Below are 24,440 nucleotides of genomic sequence, written 5' to 3' on the forward strand. Positions count from 1 at the left end.
CGCGGCGGCCGTCAGCCCGCGCGCCCGATGGTCGCCACGCCGAACACGATCACGCCCAGCGCCAGGTTCACCGTCACCAGCTTGCGCACCGTGTTCAGCCGCGCGGCAGCCGCCGGCCAGGCGCTTTCATCCACCGCGCGGCGCATCGCCCTGAACACCGAGGCGCGGATGTAGGTGTAGATCGCAGCCATCACGATCGCGATGCTCATCATGGCCTCGATGCGCCAGTGCAGGCCGCGGAAGCCGCCGCCGGCCAGGATCATCGCCACGCCGGTCGCGAAGAGCAGCGTGACCGATGCGTCCACCCCCACGAAGAAGCGCCTGAGCGTCGCGGCCATCATGCGCAGGCGCTGCGGCGGCTGTTCGAGCGTGGCAACGGCCGAGGGGCGCACGGCGAAGTGCATGGTGGCCATGCCGCCGACCCAGAAGGCGGCGCACAGCAGGTGGATGAAGAGGGCGGTGACGTAGAGCATCTTGGGCCCGATCAGAACACCGAAGCGCCCCGGCGCGCAACGAAGCCCTTCATCGTCATTCGGAAGGCTTGGTTTCCGCGAAGCGCCGCATGTCCGCCACCACCTGCCGCAGCAGCTCCGATGCGGCCGGCGAGAGCATGCGCCCGTGGCGCGAGACGATGTGGGAGCGGCCCTGCGACAGCAGCGGGTTCTTCATCGGCAGTTCCACCAGCTCGGGGTTGCTCGCGTTCGGCGTGAGCGAGATGCGCGTGCCCAGCGCATAGCCCAGGCCCGCCGACACGAAGTGGCCGAGCGCGCTGAACGAAGTGGTGGTCAGGAGCGAGGCCAGGCGCACGCCCTCGCTGATCTCGGCGGCCTCGATGTGCTGGCGCACGCCGAAGTTGCGGTGCAGCGTGGCGCCCGGGTAGGGCTGCAGGTCGGCGAGCGTCAGCGGCCGGTCGAGCTGCGCGAGCGGGTGCGAGCGCAGCACCATCGCCTGGATCGGCTGCGGATGCGACTGGTGCGAGGTCAGCCGCTCGTCCTTGGGCGGCTGGAACAGCAGGCCGACATGGGCCCGTTCCTCCACCACCCGCTGCACGATCTCGTCGGTGCTGGCCACGTCGAGGTCGATGGTGATCTTCGGGTGCGAGGTCATGAAGTCGCGCAGGCTGTGGCGCATGAGCCAGTCCACGTAGCCCTCGCCGGCCACGATGTCGATGTGGCCGCGCTCGATCTTGCGGATGCTGTCGAGCTGCGCCATCAGGTGCTGCTTCTGGCTGTTCTGGCGCCGCACGTAGCCGGCCAGCATCTGGCCCGCGTCGGTGGGCACCACGCCGCGCCCGTGGCGCTCCAGCAGCGGCAGGCCGCACTCCTGCTCCAGGATGCCGATGGCGCGGCTCACGGCCGAGGGATCCATGTCGAGCACCTCGGCGGCGCCGCGCACGGAGCCGCTGTCCAGCACCTGCATGAAGTAGCGCACGCGGCGCGTGTCGAGCCTGTCGTCCATGGCCTTCGTCTCCTGAGTGTTGCATTCAATGCAACGAATATCCCGATTCGCGGCCATTGATGCAAGGGGCCGGCAATCCGAAACTTCCCGGCAGCCCGCAGCCGCCGCTGCGCCACACGATGCCCCAACCGATGACATCCGCTGCTTCCACCCCCACTTCGCTCGCTCCCGGCGCCTCTTCGTCGGCTTCCGGAAAACTCCGGCTCGCGCTCGTCACCCTGGCCGTCGTGGCGGCGGCCGAGCTCATCGGCCCAGTGCAGTTCAGCGTCGGCCCGGGCAAGGTGGCGCTGCTGCCGATGCTGTGGGCGCTGCTGATCGCGGCCGCTTGGGGCATCGCGCATCGCCGCGTGCCGGGCGCGGTGCGCGTGGCGACGGCCGAGCAGTCCTTCGCAGGCGGCCTGCTGAACGCGGGCTTGCTGCTGTTCGTGGTGAAGCTGGGCCTCACGGTCGGCGCCGCGCTGCCGCAGGTGAAGCAGGCCGGCTGGGCGCTGCTGTTCCAGGAGTTCGGCCATGCGCTGGGCACGCTGGCGCTGGGCCTGCCGCTGGCGCTGCTGCTGGGCATCAAGCGCGAGGCGGTGGGTGCCACCTTCTCGGTGGGCCGCGAGGGCAACCTGGTGATCATCGGAGAGAAGTACGGCATGGCCTCGCCAGAGGGCCGCGGCGTGCTGGCCGAGTACATCACCGGCACCGTGCTGGGCGCGCTCTTCATCGCGGTGCTGGCGGGCTTCGTCGCCAGCCTGCACATCTTCGACCCGCGCTCGCTGGCCATGGGTGCCGGCGTGGGCTCCGGCAGCCTGATGGCGGCGGCGCTGGGCGCCATCGCGGCGCAGCAGCCGGCCGAGATGCTGCCGCAGCTCACCGCCATCGCCGCCGCATCGAACCTGCTGACGACGGTGGTGGGCTTCTACTTCACGCTGTTCCTGTCGCTGCCGCTGTGCTCGTGGCTCTACGGCAAGCTGGAGCCGGTGCTGGGCCGCTTCTCGAAGCGCGGCGCGCAGGACGCGGGCACGGGCGCCGTGTCGCAGGTCAGCGTCGGCCACGGCGGCGCTCTCTCGCTGCGCGACACGCTCATCGCCTGGGCGGTGGTCAGCGGCGGCGTGCTCATCGGCAATTCGCTGACCTACAAGGTGCCGGTGCTGGTGTCGCTCGAAGGCCTGGCGGCGGTGGCGTTGATCGCGCTGATCGTCGAGGGCATCAAGCGCCTGGTGCCGCGCCTGCCGATGGTGCTGGTGCTGTCGGTGGTGGCCACGGTGGCCGGCATCCCGGGGCTGTTCCCATTCTCCGACGCGCTGATCGCGATCACCGCCAAGCTCAACTTCCTGGCCTTCACCACCCCCGTGCTCGCGCTGGCCGGCTTCTCGGTCGCGAAGGACATGCCCGTGTTCCGCCAGCTGGGCTGGCGCATCGTGGTGGTGTCGCTCACCGCCACGGCCGGCACCTTTCTCGGTGCGACTGTGATCGCCGAATTCTTCCATTGACCCCGTCCCACGAGAGATCACCACCATGTACCGCGAGCCCGAAATCGCCGAAGACACCCGCGCCCGCATGCTGGCCTGGCGCCGCGACATCCACGCCAACCCCGAGACCGCCTTCGAGGAGCACCGCACCGCCAACGTCGTCGCCAACGCGCTGATGCTGATGGGCCTGCCGGTGCACCGCGGCCTGGCCGGCACCGGTGTGGTCGGCACTCTGAAGAACGGCGAGGGCCCGAGCATCGCGCTGCGCGCCGACCTCGACGCGCTCAACATGCAGGAGCTCGGCACGCAGCCGCACGCCTCCAAATGCGCCGGCAAGATGCACGCCTGCGGCCACGATGGCCACACGGCCATGCTGCTGGGCGCGGCCGAGCATCTCTCGCGCCACAAGCCCTTCAAGGGCACGGTGCACTTCGTGTTCCAGCCCGCCGAGGAGAACGAAGGCGGCGGCCGGGTGATGGTCGAGGAGGGCCTGTTCGATCAGTTCCCGGCCGATGCCGTCTACGGCATGCACAACTTCCCCGGCCTGCCGCGCGGCCACTTCGCGATCCGCAAGGGCACGATGACGGCCTTCCTCGACACCTTCGAGATCGTCGTCACCGGCAAGGGCAGCCACGGCGCGATGCCCGAGACCGGCATCGACTCGGTGGTGGTCTCGGCCCAGCTGGTCAACGCATTGCAAACCATCGTGAGCCGCCGCACTGGCGCGACCGACTCGGCCGTGGTGAGCGTCACGCAGATCCACGGCGGCGACACCTGGAACGTGATCCCCGAGACCGTGGTGCTGCGCGGCACCGTGCGCACGCTGGATGCCGGCATCCAGGACAAGACCCAGGCCGCCATGCAGCAGATCTGCGACGGCGTGGCCGCCACGCACGGCGCGAAGGTGGCGCTGGACTACCGCCGCGGCTACCCCGGCGTGGTCAACACGCCCACCGAGACCGACGCCGCCGTCGCCGCGGCCGCCAGCCTGGTGGATCTTGCGCAGGTGCACACCGACATCCCGCCCGCCATGGGCTCGGAAGACTTCGCCTTCATGCTGCAGAAGCGCCCGGGCGCCTACATCGGCATCGGCGCGGGCGAGGGCCCGAACGACCCGAACGTGCACAACCCGTACTACGACTTCAACGACAACATCCTGCCGCTGGGCGCCGCCTACTGGGTGGCACTGGTCAGGCAGCAGCTTCCTGCATCGAGAGATGAGAGCATGATGCGCTGATGCTCTCCGCCTTCGACATCTTCAAGATCGGCATCGGCCCGTCCAGCTCGCACACCGTGGGGCCGATGCGCGCCGCGCTGATGTTCGCGCAGTCGCTCGAGCGGCGCGGCCTGCTCGCGCAGGTGGCGCGGCTGCATGTCGACCTGTTCGGCTCGCTCGGCGCCACCGGCCACGGCCACGCGACCGACCAGGGCGTGATCCTCGGCCTCTTCGGCGACGCGCCCGACACCGTGCGGCCGGAGACCGTGCAGCCCCGGCTGGAGGCGCTGCGCCGCACCGGTCGTCTCGAACTGCTGGGCACCACGCCCATCGACTTCGACCGCGTGCGCGACATCGCCTTCAAGGGCGAGGAATCGCTGGCCGAGCATCCCAACGCGATGCGCTTCACCGCCTTCGCGGCCGACGGCGCCACGCTGGCCGAGGGCACGTACTTCTCGGTCGGCGGCGGCTTCGTCGTCGAGGGCGGGCAGGCCGTGGCGCAGACGGTGGCTGCGGCGGCCGCCGTGCCGCATCCCTTCGCCACCGGGGACGAGCTGATGGCGCAGTGCCGCGAGAACGGCCTCTCCGTGGCCGCGCTCGTCATGCGCAACGAATGCACCTGGCGTCCCGAAGCCGAAGTGCGCGCGGGGCTGCTGCGCGTCTGGCAGGTGATGCAGCAGTGCGTGCAGCGCGGCTTCGGCATCGACAACCCGCTGGCCGCGCAATCGCTGCCCGGCCCGCTGCGCATGCGCCGCCGCGCGCCCGAGCTGCACCGCGAATTGCTGGCGCAGGCCGGCGCGGCCGATCCGCTTGCGGCGATGGACTGGGTCAATGCCTTCGCGATGGCGGTGAACGAGGAGAACGCCGCCGGCGGCCGCGTGGTCACCGCGCCCACCAACGGCGCGGCCGGCGTGGTGCCCGCGGTGATGCACTATTACCAGCGCTTCGTGCCGCAGGCGAGCGACGAAGGCATCGTCGACTTCCTGCTCACCGCCGCGGCCATCGGCATGCTCTACAAGACCAACGCATCGATCTCGGGTGCCGAGGTCGGCTGCCAGGGCGAGGTGGGCGTGGCCTGCTCGATGGCGGCAGGCGCGCTCGCCGCGGTGCTCGGTGCCACGCCCGCGCAGGTCGAGAACGCGGCCGAGATCGGCATGGAGCACAACCTCGGCCTCACCTGCGACCCGGTCGGCGGCATGGTGCAGATTCCCTGCGTGGAGCGCAACGCGATGGGCGCGGTCAAGGCCATCAACGCGGCGCGCATGGCGCTGCGCGGCGACGGCAGCCACTACGTGTCGCTCGACGCGGTGATCCGCACCATGAAGCAGACGGGCGAGGACATGAAGGCGACCTACAAGGAAACCTCGCTCGGCGGCCTCGCGGTGAACGTGGTCGAGTGCTGAACCGCACCGGGCTCAGGGCACGAACATGTCCCAAGGCCCCTTGCCCTGCGGCAGCCGGGGCCGCTCGGTGAGCGAGGCCAGCGGCTCGCCCGCCTCGTAGCGCGCGGCCAGCGCGTCGGGGTCGAACACCACGCCCATGAAGTTCTCGGCATAGGCGCCGCCCGCGAAGAAGGCGTCGACTTCCGCGGCCGTCTCGAACACGTCGTGCTGCAGCTCCAGCCGGTGGCCGTCGGGGTCGCGGTAATACATCGAGATCGTCGGCCCGTGGTTGATGCACCAGTAGGGCCGGATGCCGCGCGCCGCCAGCCGCCGGTGGTTGGCCAGCAGCTCGCCGAGCGAGGCGTAGGTGAAGGCGATGTGCTCCAGCCCCGTGCTCGCGTCGGCCTCGTGCTTGAGGCCGGGCGGTGCGACCAGGCCGATGCGGTGGTGCTCGTCGTCGTAGCTCAGGAAGCACAGCATCTCGTTCTCGAAGGCCACGCGGGCCTGCAGCACTTCGATGTACCAGTCGCGCGAGCGCGCGAGATCGCCCACGCGCAGCACGACGTGTGCGAGCTTGACGGGGCGCAGCGCGGTGTGCGCGAAGTCGGCCAGGGGGCGGCGCGCGGGCAGGGCGAGTCCGTCGTTCATGGGGCGTCTCCTTTTCGTCTTCGAAGAGGCAAAGGGCGTGCGCTCAGAGGGTGTCTGGCTCGGCCACCACGCGGTTCTCGATGTGGCCGACGCCCTCGATCTCCACCCGCACCACGTCGCCCGGCACCAGGTAGCGCGGCGGGTCCATGAGGCCGCCGACGCCTGCGGGGCTGCCGGTGCTCAGCACGTCGCCGGGCTCCAGCGTGAAGGCGGTGCTCAGCTCGACCAGCATCGCCTCGATGCGGTGGATCATCTGCGCCGTGTTGCCGTCCTGGCGCAGCTCGCCGTTGACCCAGGTGCGCAGCCGCAGCGCGTGCGGATCGGCGATCTCGTCGCGCGTCACCAGCCAGGGCCCGAAGGGGCCGTGCGTGTCGAAGGACTTGCCCAGCGTGTGGGTCGGCGCGCGCATCTGCCAGTCGCGCACGCTCATGTCGTTGACCACCACGTAGCCGGCCACCATCGCCATCGCGTCCTCGGCGCGCACGTGGCGGCAGCGCCGGCCGATCACCACGCCCAGCTCGCCCTCGTAGTCGAACTGGTCGGACACGCGGGGCTTGTGCACCGCATCGAAGGGGCCGGCCACGCACGACACCTGCTTGTTGAACCACACCTGCCCCGGCGGCCGCACCAGGCCGAGCTTCGCGGCTTCCTCGAGGTGCGAGGCGTAGTTGCCGCCGAGCCCGAGGAACTTGCGCGGCGCGGGAATCGGCGCCGCCAGCCGCACGTCGGACAAGGCCACGAGCGGTGCATCGGCCAGCGCCGCGTGCAGCCAGGCCACGCCCTCGTCGCCGTGTGCGATCCGTTCGATCAGCTCGAGCAGCCCCGCCGGCGCGCCGGGCTGCCCGCTCAGGTCCGCGATTGCGTCGTCGTTTCGGACCACGCCGAAGCGAAGCCGGTCGCGATGGTGGAAGCTGGCGAGTTTCATGGCGTGCGTGTGTGTCAAGTTGGCGGTTGACCGGCGGAGAGCGATCGATGATGCTGATGGAACGAAGGCCGAACAATCGGCCAGAAAAGAACGGATCGTTCCGCCAGCAGAACGAGAAAGAACAGAAGAGACGACATGGAAGACTTCAACGACCTCGCCCTCTTCGCCCACGTGGTCGAGCAGCAGGGCTTCAGCGCCGCGAGCCGGCACCTGGGCATCCCGAAGTCGCGCCTGAGCCGGCGCGTCTCGCAACTGGAAGAGCGCATCGGCGTGCGCCTGCTGCAGCGCAGCTCGCGACGGCTGCTGCTCACCAGCGTCGGCCGGCAGTTCTACGAGCGCTGCCAGGCGACGGTGGCGGCGGGCGAGGAAGCCTTCGACGTGGCGCGGCAGGCCACCGCGCAGCCGCAGGGCCTGTTGCGCGTGAGCTGCCCGTTCACGCTCGCGCAGTTCTGGCTCACGCCGCTGATCCCGTCCTTCATGCGCGCCTTTCCGGGCGTGCGGCTGCAGCTGGAGGTGAGCAACCGCCGCGTCGATCCGCTGCAGGAGAACATCGACGTGGTGCTGCGCGTGCGGCGCCCGCCCTTCGAGGACTCCAGCCTGGTCGCGCGCCCGCTGGGCAACACCGTCGACGTGCTGCTCGCGAGCCCCGCGCTGGTGGAGCGGCTGGGCATGCCGCGCTCGCTCGACGATCTGGCCGCCTGGCCCGTGCTGTCGCTGCCCGCGGAGAACGAGCGCTACCGCTGGGCACTGGAACGCGGCAGCGAGTCGCACGATTTCGCCTTCACGCCGCATGTCGTGACCGACGACATGTTCGCGCTGAGGCACTTGGCAGAGCAGGGCATGGGCCTCGCGCTGCTGCCCGAGATCATGTGCCGCGACGCCCTTGCCGAGGGACGACTGCTGCGCCTGTGCGGCGAGTGGGCCTGCGCGGCCAGCGAGATCCAGGCCGCCTTCGCATCGCGCCGCGGCATGCTGCCGGCGGTGCGCGCCTTCATCGACCACCTGCTGCAAAACCCGCCGGGTGCTGCGGATGCGAAGGCCGGCGTATCCTGACCGCCCTTCCTGACGTCCTGTTTTCTCACCCACGCAACAAGAAAGAAAGCCGACCCGCGCCATGACCCGCACCATCGCCCAGAAACGCGCCGACTTCCGCGCCCTCCATCAACAAGGCTGCTTCGTCATTCCCAACCCCTGGGACACGGGCAGCGCGCGCTTTCTCGAAGGTCTGGGCTTCAAGGCGCTGGCCACCACCAGTTCCGGCTTCGCCTGGTCGCAGGGGCAGGCGGACGGCGCGATGTCGCGCGAGCACATCCTCGCGCACCTGCGCGAACTGGTGGAAGCCACCGACCTGCCGGTGAACGCTGACTTCGAAAACGGCTTCGCCGCCGACGCGAAGGGCGTGGCCGAGAGCGTGAGCCTTGCCATCGAGATGGGCGTGGCGGGCCTGTCCATCGAGGATTCGACGGGCAACGCCGCCGATCCGCTCTTTCCGGTCGACGTGGCGGTGGAGCGCCTGCGCGCCGCGCGCAAGGCCATCGACGCATCGGGCGCCGACGTGCTGCTGGTCGGTCGCGCCGAGAACTTCTTCGCCGGCCGTCCCGACCTCGACGACGCCATCGCACGGCTCAAGGCTTACGCCAACGCGGGTGCCGACTGCCTCTACGCGCCGGGCATCAAGACGCGCGAGCAGATCGCCGCCGTGGTGGCCGCCGCGGGAGGCAAGCCGGTCAACCTGCTGGTGGGCGCGCCCAGCGAACTCACGATGAAGGACATCGCCGAGCTCGGCGTGCGCCGCGTCAGCGTGGGCGGTGGGCTGGCCCGCGCGGCGTGGGGCGGCTTCATCCGTGCCGCACGCACGCTGGCCGATGGCCGCTTCGATGGTTTCGCCGATGCCGCGCCGGGCGCCGAGCTCAACGCCTTCTTCAAGCCCTTTGCCGATTGAGATCTTTCGCGCCGATGCCATGGACGCACTGCTCGCCGAGGTGCGCGCCTGCCGCGCGTGCGCGCTGCACCTGCCGCTGGGCCCGCGGCCCGTGGTGCAGGCCAGCGCGAGCGCCAGGCTGCTGATCGTCGGGCAGGCGCCCAGCCTCACGGTGCACCAGACCGGCGTGCCGTGGAACGACCGCAGCGGCGACCAGCTGCGCCGCTGGCTCGGCATCGAGCGCGAGGTGTTCTACGACGCGGCGCGCGTGGCGATCGTGCCGATGGGCTACTGCTACCCCGGCCGCGGCAAGAGCGGCGACCTGCCGCCGCGCAGGGAATGCGCGCAGCTGTGGCACGAGAGGCTGTTCGCGCAGATGAAGCAGGTCGAGCTGACGCTGCTCGTCGGCCAGTACGCGCAGCGCCACTTCCTCGGCAGGAAGGCGCACGCGGGCGTCACCGAGACCGTGCAGGCCTTCGCCGACTACGCGCCGCGCTTCGTGCCGCTGCCGCATCCGTCGCCGCGCAACACGGGCTGGCTCAAGCACCATCCGTGGTTCGAGAGCGACGTGCTGCCGGTACTGCGCGAGCGCGTGCGCCACGCACTCGGGCTCTGAGCCGGCCTCAGGGCGCCGAGGCCACCGAAGCGCCTGCCGCAGCGGCGAAGGGCCGCGCCGCGTACACCACGCGCCCGCCCACCACCGTCATCAGCGACGTGGTCTTGCCGATGCGCTCCAGCGGCACGCTGAAGAAGTCCTGGTCGAGCACGGCAAAGTCGGCGAGCTTGCCCACTTCGAGCGTGCCGCGCCTGCCCTCGTCGAAGCTGAACCACGCGCTGCCCTGCGTGTACAGGCGCAGCGCCTGTTCGCGCGTGGGCGTCTCGTCGGCGCCGCGCATGGCCCTGCCGCTCACCGTCTTGCCGTCGAGCATCCACTGCAGCGCGACGAAGGGGTTGTACGAGGCCACGCGGTGCGCGTCGGTGCCAGCGCCGATGTTCACGCCGGCGCGCAGCGCGGTGCCTATGGGCGGCATGCGCCGAGCCGCGTCGCCGCGCACGGCGAGTGCGCGGTCACCCTGGAAGTACATCGCGTCCTGCATGGTCCAGCCGATGCCCAGCGCCTTCATGCGCGCGAGCGTCTCGGGCGAGGCGTCGTCGAGGTGGGCGATGGACCAGCGCAGGTCCCTGATCGGCACCTCGGCGTTCAGCTTCTCGTACAGCCCCAGCAGATGGTCGACCGAGCCGTTCTCCTGCCAGTGGATGGTGACGGCCAGCTTGCGCTGCGCAGCCCACTTGATGAGCTCGTAGAACTTCGCCCTCGCGGCCTCGTCGGGGAAGTTGTTGTTGTACATCGCGAGCGTCACGCGTTCGCCCAGGCCGTTGAACTTGAGCATGTCGTCGCCGAAGCCCATCGGCAGCATCTGCGTGAGGTCGCGGAACTCCTGCAGCTCCGCGCCGGGTTTCTGCGCGAACACGCTGTAGGCCACGCGCAGCGTCAGCGCCTTCTCGCGCCACAGCTGGAAGAGCGCGGCGTACTGCGAAGGCGCGATGCTGAAGCCGCCCGGGTCCACCAGGCCGGTGATGCCCAGGCGGTTGAGCTCGGTGAAGAAGGCGCGCGTGCCGGCGACGTTGTCGTCGTAGGTGGGCTTGGGCAGCTTGTCGAAGAGCGCGGAGATGCCGACGATGTCGCCGCTCATCCACCCCGGCGCGCCGTCGGGCGTCGGCTTCATGCCGGCGGGCAGCGTGCCGGGCGCGACGCCCAGCGCCTCCAGCGCCTTGGGCGTCATCACCACCGCTTCGTAGAAGAGCTGCACGTACACCGGGTTGTTCGGCGCGGCCTCCTGCAGTTCGGCCAGCGTGGGGCGGCGGCGCTCGGCGAACTGCTGCTCGGTCCAGCCGCCGGCCACGATCAGCCAGCCGCCCGGGCGCGCGTTCGCGGCGGCGGTGCGGATGCGCGCCATCGCCTCGGCGATGGTGCCGGCGCCGATCCAGTTCACTTCGGTGGAGTAGCTCAGCGCTGCGCGCACCGCGTGCATGTGGGAGTCGGTCAGGCCCGGGATCAGCGTGCGCCCACCCGCATCGACCGTGCGCGTCGCGGGGCTCGTGAACGCGCCCATCTGCGCCGCGCTGCCTACGGCCACGATGCGGCCATCGCGCACAGCGATCGCCTGCGCCATGGTGCCGGCGGCGTCGAGCGTGGCGATCTTCGCGTTGGTGACTACGAGGTCTGCCGGTTGTGCCTGCGCGGCGACGGGCAGCAGCATGCTGGCGGCGATGGCAGCCGCAGTGAGAAGTGTGCGTGCCATGTCAGTCGACCTTGATGCTGGCGGCTTTCACGACCTGCTGGGCCTTCGCCGTCTCGTCGACGATGAACTTGTTGAACTGCGCCGAAGGCATCGTGAACGGTTCCGCGCCCAGCTTCTCCAGCCGCTCCTTCAGCTCGGGCGACGCCATGATCTTCGCGACCTCGGCCTGCAGCCGCTCGACCACCGGCTGCGGCGTCTTCGCGGGCGCGAACAGGCCGACCCAGAACAGGTACTCCGAGCCCGGCACGCCGGCTTCCACCGTGGTGGGCGCGCTGGGCAGCGCCGACGAGCGCTTGCCCGTGCCCACGGCCAGCGCCTGCAGCCTGCCGGTCTGGATCAGCGGCAGGGCCGACACCATCGGCGCGAAGAACCAGTCGACGCGCCCGGCCATCACTTCGGTCATGGCCTCGGGCGTGCCGCGGAACGGCACGTGCTGCGCGTCGACGCCGGCCGCGAGGCGAAACACCTCGGCGTTCATGTGCGTGGCCGAGCCGTTGCCGGCGGAGCCGTAGTTGAAGCCGCCGGGCTTGGCCTTCGCCTTGGCCACGAGGTCCTTCACGTCGGCGAAGTGCGACGGCGCCGTCACCAGCACGTTGGGCAGGCTGGCCATCGGCGTGATGCCGGTGAAGTCCTTGAGGGTGTCGTACGACAGGCCCTTGTAGATCCACGGGTTCACCAGGTGGCCGGCCGAGTGCACCAGCAGCGTGTAGCCGTCGGCCGGCGACTTGGCCACGATGGCGGCGCCCAGCGTGCCGCCCGCGCCGGGCTTGTTGTCCACGATCACGCTGGTGCCCAGCGCGGGCCCGAGCTTCTCGGCCACCAGGCGCGCGACGATGTCGGTGCCGCTGCCGGCGGTGAAGGGCACGACCAGCCGCACCGCCTGCGTGCCGGGCCACGGCCCCTGCGCGTGGGCGCCGGTGAGCGCGCAGGCCGCGAGGGCCGCCGCCGCGGCGAGCGTCTGCCGCCGGCTCCAGTTGAAAGTCTTCTTCATGCGTCTTGTCTCCGTTGATCTATTTGGTTGAGCGATGAATGACCGGGAAAGGAGGGGGGAGGCCGCCCCTACGCGGGCGGTGCGTTCGGCATCACCAGCGCCACCAGCACCGGCCGGTTGCCGCGGTTCTCCAACTGGCGCTTCTCGCCGGGCGCGAAGCGGCAGCTGTCGTAGGGGCCGAGCACTTCTTCCTGGCGGGCGCCGTCGATCTCGCCGACCACGTGCAGCTGGCCTTCGAGCACGAGGTAGAGCTTTTCCATCGGCGAGCCGTCGAGGCCGGTGCGGCCACCGGGCAGGATCTGGCTCATGCCCATCCACATCTGCGTGGAAGGGCCGGCCTCCTTGCCCTGAAGGCGCAGGCAGCGCATGTCGAAATGGTTGGGCGCCTCGTAGTGCGGCGCCTCGGCGAAGCGGGTGACGTGCATGGTTGTGCTCCGGAAGGGGTTCAGGGCCGCAGCACGACGCGGTCGGTGCTGCCCGAGAGCACCAGCCGGTAGGCCTCGTGCGCCTCGTCGAGCGTGAAGTGGCGCGTCACCGGGAAGGGCTTGAGCGTGCCGCGCTCGAAGCCCTCGCGCATGGCGTCGAGCTGCGCGGTGCTGGCAATGCAGTCCATCGCCAGCGAGTCGATGCCCACGTAGGTGTGCATGCCGCGGTAGAACGCGAAGATGTCGAAGGGCACCGCGCGGTCGTGCGTGGCGATGAAGATCTGCGTCGCGCCCTTGGCCATCGCCTTGTTGGCCGCCTCGAAGTAGGCGCTGCCCACGGTGTTGTAGACGATGTTCGCGCCGCGCCCGTCGGTGAGCTCGCGCACCCGCGCGCCCACGTCGGCGTGGTGGCGCGCGTCGATCGTGTCCACCGGTCCGCTCGCGAAGCCCTCGAAAGGCCCGGCGCGGCGCTGCACCGCGATCACGCGCGCGCCGGCCTGCGAGGCGAGCTGCACTGCCGCCTGCCCGACCTTGCCGTTGGCGCCCAGCACCAGCACCGTCTGGCCGGCCTGCGGCATGCCGCTGCGGCGGAAGCCCTCGTACGCGGTGACGAAGGGCACGCCCACCGCGCCGGCCTCGTCCATCGAGATGCCGCGCGGCTTGGCCCGCAGCGCCTGCTCGGGCAGCACCAGGTAGCGCGCATGAGAGCCGTCGCGCGTGATGCCCACATCGCCGCCGGAGCCGTAGACCTCGCGGCCGATCCACTCCGAAGGGCCGCTCACCACGGTGCCCGCGAAGTCGCGGCCCGGGGTGCGGGGCCACACGGCCTGCGGCATGAGGCCCAGCGTGGCCTTCACGTCGCTGGGGTTCACGGCTGCAGCGGCGATGCGCACCACGGCATGGCCGGGCGGCGCCGCGGGCTCCGGCTGCGGTGCGGCTTCGAGCCGCAGCGCGTCGAGGTCGGCAGCCTTCTGGCTTACGCGAAGTGCGCGCGGGCTGTGCATGGCGGTGTCGCTCATCGTTCAGCTCCTCGCATCGGGCAAGCCCAGCATGGCGCGGGCCTCGCGCGGGTTGGCGACTTCGCCGCCCAGGCTCACGAGGATGTCGCGCGCCTTCGCCACCAGCTGGGCGTTGCTCTCGGCAAGCACGCCCTTCTCCAGGTAGATGTTGTCTTCCATGCCCACGCGCACGTGGCCGCCCAGCAGCCAGGCCTGCGCGACGATCGGGAACTCCATGCGCCCGATGCCGAAGGCGCTCCAGAAGGCGCCGCGCGGCAGCATGTTGCGTGCGTAGAGCAGCGTCTCGGGCGTCGGCGCGAAGCCGTACTTCACGCCGAGAACGAAGGTCCACATGGCGGGCCCCTCGAGCGTGCCGTCGGCGATCAGGTCGAGCGCGAGGTTGATGTCGCCCGAGTCGAAGATCTCCAGCTCGGGCTTCACGCCCGCCTCGCGCATCACCTTCGCCATGCGCCGCACGTTCCGCGGCGTGTTGATAACCACGTCGGGGCCGGAGTTCATGGTGTTCAGGTCGAGCGAGCACACGTCGGGCTTGATGAGCGCGATGTGCTCCACGCGCTTCTCCGGCGGCAGCAGCGTGGTGCCGGGCGCGGCGATCTTGGGGTCGTCCTCGCTGGGAATGAAGCGCCCGCCGGGGCCGGTCGTGAGGTTCACGATCAGCTCGCGGTTGCCGCGGCGGATGCGGTCGACCACCTCGCGGTACAGCTCGACTTCCATCGAGGGCTTGCCGGTCTCGGGGTTGCGCACGTGGATGTGCACCTGGCTCGCGCCGGCCTCGGCCGCTGCCAGGCATTCGTCGGCGATCTGCACCGGCGTGATCGGCAGGTGCGGCGTCTGCTCCGGCTTCACGAGGTTGCCCGTGACGGCGCAGGTGATGAGGGTCTTGGCGTGGGTGCTCACAGGTGGCGCCCTCCGTCGACCACGATGCGCGTGCCGGTCACGAAACGCATGGTGGTGGCCAGCGCCTCGACCGTGGCGGCCACGTCTTCCGGCTGGCCGATGCGTCCCAGCGGCGTGGTGCTGGCCATCTTGCTCGCGAACTCCGCGCCGCGCCCGGGCACGAAGCCCGACTCCACCGCGCCCGGCGACACCGACACCACGCGCACTGCGGGCGCCAGCGCCTTGGCCAGCGCATCGCCCACCACGTCGAGCCCGGCCTTCGCGGCCACGTAGGCGAGGTTGCTGCCCACGCCGGTGAAGCCCGCGATCGACGAGATGTTGACCACGAGGCCGTCGCCGCTCGCCTTCAGCAGCGGCGCGAAGGCGCGGATGGTGGCGAACACGCCGCGGAAGTTGGAACGCACGATGTCGTCGATGAGCTCGTCGGTCAGCGCATCGAGGTCGCCGCCTGGCACCGGCTTGGTGTGGCCCGCGCTGTTGACGAGGATGTCACAGCGCCCGAGCGTGGCCTTCACCTCGGCGGCCGCGGCCACGAGGCTGGGCGTGTCGACGATGTCGGCGCGGATCGCCGCGTGGCGCTGGCCTTGGGCCGAGGGCAGGGCGGCTGCGCGGGCCGCGGCATCGCCGCCCTTGCGGTGCAACAGCACGCAGGTGGCGCCCAGCGCGGCAAGGCGCCTGGCGGTGGCGTAGCCGATGGCGCCGAGGCCGCCGGTGATGACGGCGACCTTGCCGTCGAGTCTGGAGACTGGGTCGAAGCTCATGGATTTGAGAAGAGTGGGTTGATCGGGGCGATGCCTTGTCGCGGAACACCGCGGAACCGGCTCTGCCGGGCCGCTGGTGTTGCGCTCCCGAAGGGCGCGGTCAAGGTATCGGTGGACGCGGGAACTTCATCTCGCCGGGTTCCAGCTCGAAGTCGTGGTGCAGCGAGGCGCTCTTTCCGTCGGGCGCGAGCGCGAAGCGGCCGATCAGCCGGCGCGTCACGCCGAAGGTCGGGTCGCTCTCCAGGTTCTCGTCGTCGTCGGCGAACACCTGCGTGATCAGCACCTTGTGGCCCGGCTTGCTCACCATGAAGTGCAGGTGCGCGGGCCGGTTCGGGTGGCGCTTCTGCGCGCGCAGCAGCACGCCGCAGGGCCCGTCGGTCGGCACCGGGTAGCCGGCGGGGCGCACGCTGCGGAAGTGGAAGCGGCCCTCGGCGTCGGTGGCAAAGCGCCCGCGCAGGTTCATGTTCTCCTGCGACGGGTCCTGGTTCTCGTAGAGGCCGACCGGCGAGGCCTGCCACACGTCGACCGTGGCGCCTTCCACCGGCCGGCCCTGATGGTCGCGCACCGTGCCCGTCACCTCCAGCGGCGTGCCCGGCGTGCCCGAGCGGGCGATGTTCTCGCCCTGGTCGCAGGCCGGCGCGTTCGCGCGCCAGAAGGGGCCGAGCAGCGCGGCGGGCGATTCGCCCTGCGGGTCCTGGTTGTTCTGCAGCGCCACCACGGTCGACACGCCCAGGATGTCCGCCGCCAGCACCACCTCGTTCTTGGTCTCGCCGGTGGCCTGGCCGATGGCGACGATGAATTCGAGCGCCTGCTCGAACTCCTCTTCCGTCAGCTTCACTTCCTGCACCAGCGCGTGCAGGTGGCGGGTGACCGCTTCCATCACGGTGCGCAGCCTGGGGTCGGGCGTGTGTCTCATGGCGTCGAGCACATGGCCCAGCACCGAGTGGGGGGAGGTGGCGATGTTCATGGCAAGTCTTTGCAATCGTTTGCACGATATTAGTCCAAATCTCCGAAAAGTAAAATGGAGGTGATCCGGGGTCTTCAAATGGCAGAAAGCCGACCTGAGCCGATGCCCCCTGCGACAATCGTTTGCATCAATGAGCGCCAACCCACCCGCCCCGTCCTCGCCCGTCACCATCCGCGATGTCGCCCGCGCCGCCGGCGTGCACGTGTCCACCGTCTCGCGCGCACTCAGTCCCGAGAAACGCTCGCTGATCAGCGAGGAGGTGCTGCGCGTGGTGGAGGAGGCGGCGCAGCGCCTGGGCTACCGGCCCAACCGCGCGGCCTCGGCGCTGCGCACGGGGCGCACCCACACCATCGGCGTGCTGGTGCCCGACATCACCAACGCGGTGTTCCCGCCGATCCTGCAGGGCATCGAGGCCAGCGCCGCCGCGCGCGGCTACTTCGTGTTCGTCACCAACGTGGTCGACCACGCGCTCGCGCGGCCGGTGCTGGAGCGCATGCTGGCGCAGCGCGTGGACGGCGTGGTCATGGCCACCGCCACGCGCGACGATCCGCTGGTCGACTTCGTCACCAAGGCCGGCATGACGGCCGTGCTGGTCAACCGCGCCGACGAGACCGGCCGCCTGCCGGCCGTGGTGAGCGACGACCGGCTCGCGATGAAGCTCGCGGTCGACCATCTCGTGGGCCTGGGCCACAAGCGCATCGCGCACCTCGCGGGCCCGCAGACCATTCCCACCGGCGTGGGCCGGCGCCTGGGCGTGGAGCAGGCGCTGCGCGACCACCGCATGAAGCCCTTTCGCGTGGTGGAGTGCGCGAGCTACAGCCGCGAGGCCGGCGCCGAGGCGATGAAGCAGATGCTCGCGGCCGGCGCCGCGCCGCAGGCCGTGGTGTGCTGCAACGACCTGGTCGCGCTGGGCGCCTACGACGCGTTGCGCGAGGCGGGCCTGCGCGTGCCGCAGGACATCTCGGTCACTGGCCACAACGACATGCCGCTGGTCGACATGGTCGACCCGCCGCTCACCACCATCCGCCTGCCGCACCGCGAACTGGGCTGGCGCGCGGCCGAGATGCTGTTCGAGGAGATCGACGGCCATTCGATGTCGGCATCGACCGTGGTGCTGCGTCCCGAACTGGTGGTGCGCCAGTCGACGGCCGCGCCGGGCGGCACGCGCTGAAGCCCAGCTACCACCACCAGCGGGCGATGTCGTCGCTCAGGCCCATGTAGAGCAGCACCAGCGTGACCAGCGCGACGATGCACTTGGTGCGCAGCGACATCTTGGGCCTGGGCGCGAAGTCCGCCGCGCTGCCGACGAAGTACACGCCGCAATGGGGACACTGCCGCACCTTGCCGTAGATCAGCTCCTTGCAGCGCGGGCAGGGCACTTCGTCCGGACCGGGCTCCGGCGGCGAGCCGGCCGACCCCTGCCTGTCGCGCTGCTGCTGCAGCCTCGCGCGGCGCTCGCGGTGTGCGGCCAGGTCGATGGGGTCGTTGGGCTTGTCGGACATGCTCGGATGAAAACGTGTCCGGCTAGCGTGCCACAGACGCGCGCGGCGCGGGCTTCTTCCGCGCGGCAGGCCGGCGCGGCGGCTTCGCCTCGAGCACCAGCTCGGCCGGCAGCTGGTCGTTCCACGATTCGGTGAAGTAGGCGCGGTCGCTGGGCACCAGCTGGGGCAGCGCCTCGCGCAGCAGCGCCAGCGACTGCTCGGCCGCTTTCAGCTCGCCAGCATGCGCCGCGTACCAAGCGTGCTCGAACAGCAGGCTGCAGTGCTGCAGGCCCGGATAGCGCCGGCGCCCGGCCTGGTGGTCGGCCAGCCGCGCCTGCGCCACCTGCACCCAGCGCGCGGGCCAGTTCGTCGCGTCGAAAGCGTCGGCGAGCGGGCCGGCCAGCTTCGAGACGGCGGCCGGGTCCAGCGGCTTCTGCGCGCGGAACTGCGCGAGCGTGGGTTGCCGTTCCGGCCGGCAATGGCCGCGCGCGATGCGCATCAGGTAGATCGCGTTCCACGCCGAGCGGCCCTGGCCGTCGGTGTGGCCGCAAAGCCATTCGCTGAAGGCGATCCACTGCACGGCGCGGCGGGTGGTGTCGGCGTTGCCGTCGTGCGCCAGCGCGGGCAGGTCGGCCAGGCCCACCCGGTCGAAGAGCCACGCGGCCATGCCCATGTTGGCCGCCACGTGCTGGGCCGCGTCGAAGGAATGCGACTCGAAGGCGGCCGCCAGCGCCTCGCCGAAGCGCTGCAGCGACTCCTCGGCCAGCGCGGCGGCGGCGGGCTTGTCGTCGGCCGCGAGCGCCAGCGCGCGCGAGCGGCAGGCCAGCGCCCACAGGTTGCACCACTCGAATCGCACGTCGGGGTGGTGGCGCAGCACCAGGGCGCGCACCGCGTCCTCGGCCATGCCGCTCAGAAGCGACTGCGCCAGCGGCAGGTCGCGCGCGGTGTAGGCGCACCATGCGGCGACGATGCACTCCATCGCACCCAGGTAGTCGTTGCCCGCCACGTGGTGCGCGAGCCGCTGCTTCTGGAGCGCCTGCAGCCGGCGTCGGGCCTGTTCGTTGTCGCCGAGGCGGCGCCACAGCATGGCCTCGTTGAGCGTGACCAGCGCGCGCTGGAAGTCGGTGGCTGCGAGCGTGCCGGCGAGGCGGATCGATTCGAGCGCGCTGCCGCCCGCGTTCTCGCCGGCCTTCTCGCCCGCGACGGGCGCCATCAGCCGACCCTGCCGCGCCGCCTGCTGCGAGGCGACGAGCTGCTTCCAGAAGGCCGCGTCCTGCAGGTGCACCGCGTCGGGCGGCGGCGATCCGGCGGCCTGCCGCGCAGCGCGCGAGCGCAGGCCGAGAAATGACGCCACCTCGGCAGCAGTCGCCGCGCGGCCTTCCACCAGCACGCGCACGCGCTTCGCTTCGGCGGCGGGCAGCCAGAAGGGGCCCTGGCTGCGCCGCTCGGCGTTGAGGAAGCGGGGCTCGCGCTGCGTGTCCTCGCCCCAGCCGGCGTCGATGCCCCAGCTCTTGAAGTCGCGGAACGCGCGACTCACGACCATGCGCAGCGTGCTCGCGTCGGAGACTTCGCCGCGCAGGTCGGCCAGCCGCACGACACCGGCGCCGGCCTCATGGGCATGCTGCATGCGCACCAGCAGCCACAGCGACTGGAAGGCCGCGCGCCGGCCGTTCACCGACTGCGGCGATGTGAGTTCTATGAAGACCTGGTTGGTGTGTGGGGCTGGCTTGGGCACGCCCCCGATTTGAACCTCAAAACGGGGCGTTAGAAGATGCCGGGGAAGACTCGGTGTTCAGTACCGGTGCTCGTCCAGCAGCCCGGGCACTTCGCTGCGCCCGATGCCCAGGTCGCGCAGGTCGTGCTCGCTCATGCCGGCGAGCTGCAGCGAATCGAGGCGCGCACGGCGGCGATTCACCACGCGGCGCCGCCAGCCGCGCAGGGCATGGATCAGGCGTTGATGAAAGGACGTTGGCTTCGGCGCATTCACGATGGGCTCCTTGGTTGGTGAGCTCATCTTCCCGCCGGGCATGCTATTGTGGAAGTTGAGAATTCTGAGACCGCCAATCAGCCTTTCTGATAACGGTCATTTGCCATGCGACAGCTCAACCTCGACCAACTGCGCACCCTCATCGCTATCGTCGACCTCGGCACCTTCTCGGCCGCGGCCAAGGCGCTGCACCTGGCCCAGCCCACGGTGAGCCTGCACATCAGCGAACTCGAAGCGCGCCTGGGCGCGCCGCTGGTGCTGCGGGGCAACCGGCGCATCACGCCGACGGCGGCGGGCGCCGCGCTCGTGGAGCGCGGGCGCAAGCTGCTGCGCGACACCGACGACGCGGTGGAGGCCGTCAAGCGGCAGGCCGAGGGCCGGGTGGGCCGCGTGCGGCTCGGTACCTCCACCGGCGTGCTGGTCGACCTGCTGCCGCAGGTGCTGGAGGCGCTGGGCGCGGAGCACTCGGGCATCGACGTGGAAGTGAGCATCCGCGGCTCCTTCGAGGCCATGGAGCGGCTGACCGCGGGCACGCTAGACATCGGCCTGGTCGCCATTCCGCAGCCGCCGCTGCGCGGCATCGTCGTCACGCCCTGGTGCGAGCAGCCCATGATGGCCTTCGTACCGCGCCGCTGGAAGGCGCCGAAGCGCGTCACGCCCGCGTGGCTGGCGGCGCAGCCGCTGATCTTCAACGAGGCGACCACGCACATGTACCGCCTCACCATGGAATGGTTCGCCGCCGCGGGCTTCGCGCCGCGCGCGCGCATCGAGCTCAACTACGACGCCGCCATGCGCAGCCTGGTGGCGGCTGGCTACGGCGCGGCGCTGCTGCCGCTGCAGCAGTCCACCGACATGGCGCCCGGCAACGACCGCATGCAGATCCTGCCGGTGAGCCCGAAGCTCACGCGCCGCGTGGGCATCGCGCACCGCCAGCATGCGCTGCTCGACGGCGCCACGCTGAGCGTGCTCGAGGTGCTGAAGAGCTTCAGCCAGGCCTGAGCATTCCGAGCCGCGCACCCATGTGCGCCAGGCGCCGGGGGAGCTTTCGCACATCGTCGGCAATGCCGTGGTCGCGCCAGCCGAAGATGCGGCGCACATAGGCATCGGCCGCGCCATCCACCGCCACGCATGCGACGCGCACGCCGGCTGTGCGTGCCTCGGCCACGGCCTGGCGGGCATCTTCGGTCAGATACGCGGGGTCGTGCACGTCGATGTCGGAGGGCGCGCCGTCGGTCACGATCAGGATCGCACGCCGGTCGTTGGGCTCGCCATGCAGGTGCGAGGCGGCATGGCGCAGCGCCGCGCCCATGCGCGTGGAGTAGCGGCCTTGCACGGCCGCGAGGGTGGCGTGCAATGCGGCGTCGGGCGGCTGGCCGAAGTCGAGCAGGCGGTAGTAGTAGACCTCCGCGCGCGTGTTCGACGAGAAGCCGTGGATCGCGAGGCGGTCGATGCCGTGCGCCGCCTTCGATGCCGCGAGCAGCAGGGCTGCCTGCTTCTCGATGTCGATCAGCGAGAGGCCGTGCGGCCCCGGATCGTTCGCCGACGCCGACAGGTCGAGCAGCACCAGCAGGCTCGACGGGCGCGGGCCCTTGCCGGTGCGCATGAACAGACGCGGATCGGGCTGCAGTCGCGCGCGGCGATCGATCATGACTTCGATGGCGGCGTCCAGGTCGACGTCGTCGCCTTCCCACTGGCGGCGCAGCCGGTGCGTGCGGTCGAGATGGCGGGCGCGGGGCAGGGCGGGCGGCGGGATGCGCTCGCCGCCCGCCATGGCCTGCTCGCGCGGCGCGCGAAGGCCTTGCCAGGCGGGCAGCTTCTCGATCACCGTGCACCAGTCGGCGCGCAGGCGCTCAAGCCTGCGGTCCCATTCGGGATAGGTGAAGCGGCCCAGCTCCGTCATCTCGTCGATGCCCTCGGGTAGCTGGCCGTCGCTGCCTGCGTTGCGCGCGTCCGTGGGCGGTGGCGGCCGCGCGCCCGATTGCTGGAGCGCGATGGCCTCGTCCGGCGGCGTATCGGCGTCGCCGAAATCCCAGAGGTAGCTGTTGTCGTCGCGATAGGGCGCGGGCACGGCGTAGTCCCGGGGCTCGAAGCGCACGCGCATCTGGCCGAGATCGTTGGCGAGGATGGAGGCGATGACGCGGAAGGCGTCGTGGTCTTCCAGGCCCGCGCGCGCCGCGGTCTCGTCGAACAGGCGGCGAGCCTTGTTGACCCAGTGGTTGTCGTCCTGCCAAGCAGGCAGCGCCAGCATGCGGTCCATGCGCGCGATGAGCGCAGCGAAGCCAAGGTCCTTCGGATGGGGCGCGGGCGCCTGCGACACGGCGAACCAGCCGCGCAGGCCGGGGAAATTGCGGCACAGCAGCTGCTCGACGCGCGCGTCCTCGATCGCGGAGGCCACCGCGATGCCCATGGGCTTGAGCCCGCGCGCCGGTCGCGCGGGCGTGGAGTGGCGCAAGTGCGCGACCGCATGCGCGACCATGGCCCGGCGCAGGCCTTCTGCAGCCGCGTCTTCGGGCAGCAGCAGGCGCTTGCCGACGAGCACGGGGCGCGCGCCGGCCAGTGCTTGCACGTCCACGTCGATGCCGGCGAGACCGCGGGCCAGCAGCGACAGGGCGGCACTCATCCGAACTGCGCTTCGACAAAGCCCTGCAGCGCGCTGGCCATGTCGGGGTCGTCCGTCAGTGCGCGCGTCATCGTCATCTCGCAGCTCTCGCGCGGCGTCACGCCGTCGCGGATCAGCACGCCCGCATAGATCAGCATGCGCGTCGACACGCCTTCGTCGAGCCCCCGGTGCTTCAGCTCGCGCGAGCACCGCGCGATGGCCACCAGCCTTGCCGCGAGGTCGAGCCCCACCTGCGCCTCGTGCGACACGATCTCGGCTTCGAGCGCGCTGTCGGGGTAGTCGAACTCCAGCGCGGCGAAGCGCTGGCGTGTCGAAGGCTTCATGTCCTTGGCGCTGCTCTGGTAGCCGGGGTTGTACGACACCACGAGCTGAAAGTCGGGATGCGCGCGCACCAGCTCGCCCTTCTTGTCCAGCGGAAGGACGCGCCGCGCGTCCGTCAGCGGGTGGATCACCACCGTCGTGTCCTGCCGCGCCTCCACCACTTCGTCGAGGTAGCAGATGGCGCCGTGCCGCACGGCCAGCGTCAGCGGGCCGTCGTGCCAGGCCGTGCCGTCGGCGTCGAGCAGGTAGCGGCCGACGAGGTCGGAGGCCGTCATGTCCTCGTTGCAGGCCAGCGTGACCAGCGGCCGGCCCAGCGACCACGCCATGTGCTCCACGAAGCGCGTCTTGCCGCAGCCGGTGGGGCCCTTCAGGATCAGCGGCATGCGGTGGCCGTACGCCTGCCGGTACAGCGCCACCTCGTTGCCCGCGGGCCGGTAGAAAGGCTCGGTCTCGATGCGGTAGGCGGCCAGCGGATCGGCAACCGCCGCGTTCATCGGTGCTGCGCCGGCTCGTTCGGGATGCCCTCGATCGGGCATTCGGGCGTGCCCACCGTGCTGCGCGTGAACGACTCCACCATCTCGCGCGTGCCCTCGGGATCGTTGATCCACTTCGTGTAGAAGTTGTAGGGGCAGGCCGCCACGCCCTTGTCGCCGTCGCCCGAGTTGATGGTGCCGGTGTAGCCGCGGTGCACCAGCTTGAACAGGTGGTTCTGCGACTGGCCATTCTTGCGCGCGTCGCGGATCAGGCCCATCGACAGTTCGGCGTAGTTGATGCCCATCTCCTCCTCGCCGCATTCGCCCAGCGTGCGGCCGTCGAAGCCGATCAGCGCGGAGTGGCCGAAGTACGAGTACACGCCGTCGAAGCCCGCCGCGTTGGCCACCGCCACGTAGGTGTTGTTCATGAAGGCCATGGCCTTCGACACCATGATCTGCTGTTCCTTGGCCGGGTACATGTAGCCCTGGCAGCGGATGATGAGCTCGGCGCCGCGCATCGCGCAGTCGCGCCAGATCTCGGGGTAGTTGCCGTCGTCGCAGATGATCAGGCTGATCTTCATGCCCTTGGGGCCTTCGCTCACGTAGGTGCAGTCGCCCGGATACCAGCCCTCGATGGGCACCCACGGCATGATCTTGCGGTACTTCTGGACGATCTCGCCCTTGTTGTTCATGAGGATCAGCGTGTTGTAGGGCGCCTTGTTCGGGTGCTCCTCATGGCGCTCGCCGGTCAGCGAGAACACGCCCCACACGTTCGCGCGGCGGCACGCGTCGGCGAAGATGGCCGTCTCCTCGCCGGGCACGGTGGCGGCCGTGTCGTACATCTCCTTGGCGTCGTACATGATCCCGTGCGTGGAGTATTCGGGGAACACCACCAGGTCCATGCCCGGCAGGCCTTTCTTCATGCCGACCAGCATTTCGCCGATCTTGCGCGCGTTGTCCAGCACCTCGGCCTTGGTGTGCAGGCGGGGCATCTTGTAGTTGACGACCGCGACGCCCACGCAATCGCTGCTGCTCGAAATATCACCGTGTCTCATGACGCTGCTCCTGAAGGATGGTTGATGAAGGAAGAAAACAAGAAGGCCCGGATCGGCGTTCAACCGATCCGGGCCTTCCGGTGGAGCAATGGGTTCGTGTCGTCGGAGCCGATTGTTCTCAACTCATCGCGAG

25 protein-coding genes are annotated in these 24,440 nt (G+C 70.5%); 8 read left to right on the top strand and 17 right to left on the bottom strand.

What is annotated here, in order from left to right; translation table 11 throughout:
* Nucleotides 1-11: 11 nt before the first annotated feature.
* Nucleotides 12-473 carry a CopD family protein gene (locus FHT32_RS15700; RefSeq protein WP_176665516.1) on the bottom strand — a complete coding sequence of 154 codons (462 nt, stop codon included), beginning with the start codon at nt 471-473 and terminating at the stop codon, nt 12-14.
* Between the two features lie 55 nt (nt 474-528).
* The gene (locus tag FHT32_RS15705; protein ID WP_176665517.1) at nt 529-1,458 is read right to left on the bottom strand and encodes a LysR family transcriptional regulator; all 930 of its coding nucleotides are present in this window, start codon (nt 1,456-1,458) and stop codon (nt 529-531) included.
* Between the two features lie 131 nt (nt 1,459-1,589).
* Here FHT32_RS15705 and FHT32_RS15710 point away from each other — a divergent pair, with 131 nt between their 5' ends.
* The 3 genes from FHT32_RS15710 to FHT32_RS15720 are packed head-to-tail and all read left to right on the top strand — an operon-like array spanning nt 1,590 to nt 5,534.
* Nucleotides 1,590-2,936: a DUF3100 domain-containing protein gene (locus FHT32_RS15710; protein ID WP_176665518.1), complete on the top strand. Its 1,347-nt coding sequence runs from the start codon at nt 1,590-1,592 to the stop codon at nt 2,934-2,936.
* Between the two features lie 25 nt (nt 2,937-2,961).
* A complete protein-coding gene (locus FHT32_RS15715; RefSeq protein ID WP_176665519.1) occupies nt 2,962-4,152 on the top strand; it encodes a M20 aminoacylase family protein in 1,191 nt (396 codons plus the stop codon).
* Nucleotides 4,149-5,534 (top strand): L-serine ammonia-lyase, encoded by a 1,386-nt coding sequence (locus FHT32_RS15720; RefSeq protein WP_176665599.1) that lies wholly within the window; start codon nt 4,149-4,151, stop codon nt 5,532-5,534. Before FHT32_RS15715 ends, FHT32_RS15720 begins: the two co-directional genes overlap by 4 nt.
* Before the next feature lie 12 nt (nt 5,535-5,546).
* On the opposite strand, the gene FHT32_RS15725 is transcribed toward FHT32_RS15720, so the two are convergent.
* Complete coding sequence (locus FHT32_RS15725) at nt 5,547-6,161, bottom strand: VOC family protein (RefSeq protein ID WP_176665520.1); 615 nt, start codon at nt 6,159-6,161, stop codon at nt 5,547-5,549.
* Nucleotides 6,162-6,204: 43 nt separating this feature from the next.
* Nucleotides 6,205-7,086 (bottom strand): fumarylacetoacetate hydrolase family protein, encoded by an 882-nt coding sequence (locus tag FHT32_RS15730; RefSeq protein WP_176665521.1) that lies wholly within the window; start codon nt 7,084-7,086, stop codon nt 6,205-6,207.
* Nucleotides 7,087-7,221: 135 nt separating this feature from the next.
* Between FHT32_RS15730 and FHT32_RS15735 the strand changes: the two genes are divergently transcribed.
* The 3 genes from FHT32_RS15735 to FHT32_RS15745 all read left to right on the top strand — a co-directional run bounded on the left by FHT32_RS15735 (nt 7,222) and on the right by FHT32_RS15745 (nt 9,623).
* Nucleotides 7,222-8,139, top strand: a complete 918-nt coding sequence (locus FHT32_RS15735; RefSeq protein ID WP_176665522.1) for a LysR substrate-binding domain-containing protein — start codon at nt 7,222-7,224, stop codon at nt 8,137-8,139.
* A 61-nt stretch (nt 8,140-8,200) separates the two neighbouring features.
* Entirely contained in the window at nt 8,201-9,028 is an 828-nt protein-coding gene (locus FHT32_RS15740) for an oxaloacetate decarboxylase (RefSeq protein ID WP_176665523.1), read from the top strand.
* 19 nt (nt 9,029-9,047) lie between these two features.
* A complete protein-coding gene (locus FHT32_RS15745) occupies nt 9,048-9,623 on the top strand; it encodes a uracil-DNA glycosylase family protein (RefSeq protein ID WP_176665524.1) in 576 nt (191 codons plus the stop codon).
* Nucleotides 9,624-9,630: 7 nt separating this feature from the next.
* Here the strand turns inward: FHT32_RS15745 and FHT32_RS15750 are convergent, their stop codons facing one another.
* The 7 genes from FHT32_RS15750 to FHT32_RS15780 all read right to left on the bottom strand — a co-directional run bounded on the left by FHT32_RS15750 (nt 9,631) and on the right by FHT32_RS15780 (nt 16,370).
* On the bottom strand, nt 9,631-11,310 hold the full coding sequence (locus FHT32_RS15750) for an amidohydrolase (protein WP_176665525.1): 1,680 nt from the start codon (nt 11,308-11,310) through the stop codon (nt 9,631-9,633).
* A 1-nt stretch (nt 11,311) separates the two neighbouring features.
* The gene (locus tag FHT32_RS15755; protein WP_176665526.1) at nt 11,312-12,301 is read right to left on the bottom strand and encodes a tripartite tricarboxylate transporter substrate binding protein; all 990 of its coding nucleotides are present in this window, start codon (nt 12,299-12,301) and stop codon (nt 11,312-11,314) included.
* 68 nt (nt 12,302-12,369) lie between these two features.
* Nucleotides 12,370-12,726, bottom strand: a complete 357-nt coding sequence (locus tag FHT32_RS15760; protein ID WP_176665527.1) for a cupin domain-containing protein — start codon at nt 12,724-12,726, stop codon at nt 12,370-12,372.
* 20 nt (nt 12,727-12,746) lie between these two features.
* Nucleotides 12,747-13,745, bottom strand: a complete 999-nt coding sequence (locus tag FHT32_RS15765; protein WP_176665528.1) for a zinc-binding alcohol dehydrogenase family protein — start codon at nt 13,743-13,745, stop codon at nt 12,747-12,749.
* Nucleotides 13,746-13,748: 3 nt separating this feature from the next.
* Nucleotides 13,749-14,642, bottom strand: coding sequence for a 3-keto-5-aminohexanoate cleavage protein (locus FHT32_RS15770; RefSeq protein ID WP_176665529.1), 894 nt, complete (start codon nt 14,640-14,642; stop codon nt 13,749-13,751).
* Entirely contained in the window at nt 14,639-15,403 is a 765-nt protein-coding gene (locus FHT32_RS15775; protein ID WP_176665530.1) for an SDR family NAD(P)-dependent oxidoreductase, read from the bottom strand. The genes FHT32_RS15770 and FHT32_RS15775 overlap by 4 nt, the downstream gene beginning before the upstream one ends.
* Before the next feature lie 100 nt (nt 15,404-15,503).
* Nucleotides 15,504-16,370: a dioxygenase gene (locus tag FHT32_RS15780; RefSeq protein WP_176665531.1), complete on the bottom strand. Its 867-nt coding sequence runs from the start codon at nt 16,368-16,370 to the stop codon at nt 15,504-15,506.
* A 130-nt stretch (nt 16,371-16,500) separates the two neighbouring features.
* Between FHT32_RS15780 and FHT32_RS15785 the strand changes: the two genes are divergently transcribed.
* Nucleotides 16,501-17,541, top strand: coding sequence for a LacI family DNA-binding transcriptional regulator (locus FHT32_RS15785; protein WP_176665532.1), 1,041 nt, complete (start codon nt 16,501-16,503; stop codon nt 17,539-17,541).
* A 7-nt stretch (nt 17,542-17,548) separates the two neighbouring features.
* Here FHT32_RS15785 and FHT32_RS15790 read toward each other — a convergent pair whose 3' ends face one another.
* From FHT32_RS15790 to FHT32_RS15800, 3 genes are read right to left on the bottom strand one after another with little or no spacing between them, the layout of a single operon-like run.
* The gene (locus tag FHT32_RS15790) at nt 17,549-17,872 is read right to left on the bottom strand and encodes a hypothetical protein (protein WP_176665533.1); all 324 of its coding nucleotides are present in this window, start codon (nt 17,870-17,872) and stop codon (nt 17,549-17,551) included.
* Nucleotides 17,873-17,894: 22 nt separating this feature from the next.
* Nucleotides 17,895-19,586, bottom strand: coding sequence for a hypothetical protein (locus tag FHT32_RS15795; RefSeq protein WP_176665534.1), 1,692 nt, complete (start codon nt 19,584-19,586; stop codon nt 17,895-17,897).
* Nucleotides 19,587-19,643: 57 nt separating this feature from the next.
* Entirely contained in the window at nt 19,644-19,838 is a 195-nt protein-coding gene (locus tag FHT32_RS15800) for a DUF1127 domain-containing protein (RefSeq protein ID WP_176665535.1), read from the bottom strand.
* Between the two features lie 105 nt (nt 19,839-19,943).
* On the opposite strand from FHT32_RS15800, the gene FHT32_RS15805 reads away from it, so the two are divergent.
* Complete coding sequence (locus tag FHT32_RS15805) at nt 19,944-20,837, top strand: LysR family transcriptional regulator (protein WP_176665536.1); 894 nt, start codon at nt 19,944-19,946, stop codon at nt 20,835-20,837.
* Here the strand turns inward: FHT32_RS15805 and FHT32_RS15810 are convergent.
* Genes FHT32_RS15810 through FHT32_RS15820 form a run of 3 tightly spaced genes read right to left on the bottom strand, consistent with a single transcriptional unit; the run spans nt 20,824 to nt 24,307 of the window.
* On the bottom strand, nt 20,824-22,458 hold the full coding sequence (locus tag FHT32_RS15810) for a nitric oxide reductase activation protein NorD (RefSeq protein ID WP_176665537.1): 1,635 nt from the start codon (nt 22,456-22,458) through the stop codon (nt 20,824-20,826). The two genes, FHT32_RS15805 and FHT32_RS15810, sit on opposite strands and share 14 nt — an antisense overlap.
* Entirely contained in the window at nt 22,455-23,273 is an 819-nt protein-coding gene (locus tag FHT32_RS15815; protein WP_176665538.1) for a CbbQ/NirQ/NorQ/GpvN family protein, read from the bottom strand. The genes FHT32_RS15810 and FHT32_RS15815 overlap by 4 nt, the downstream gene beginning before the upstream one ends.
* A complete protein-coding gene (locus tag FHT32_RS15820; RefSeq protein ID WP_176665539.1) occupies nt 23,270-24,307 on the bottom strand; it encodes an aliphatic amidase in 1,038 nt (345 codons plus the stop codon). The genes FHT32_RS15815 and FHT32_RS15820 overlap by 4 nt, the downstream gene beginning before the upstream one ends.
* Nucleotides 24,308-24,440 lie beyond the last annotated feature (133 nt).

Source organism: Variovorax sp. SG517 (assembly GCF_013376045.1).
Classification (GTDB): domain Bacteria; phylum Pseudomonadota; class Gammaproteobacteria; order Burkholderiales; family Burkholderiaceae_C; genus Variovorax.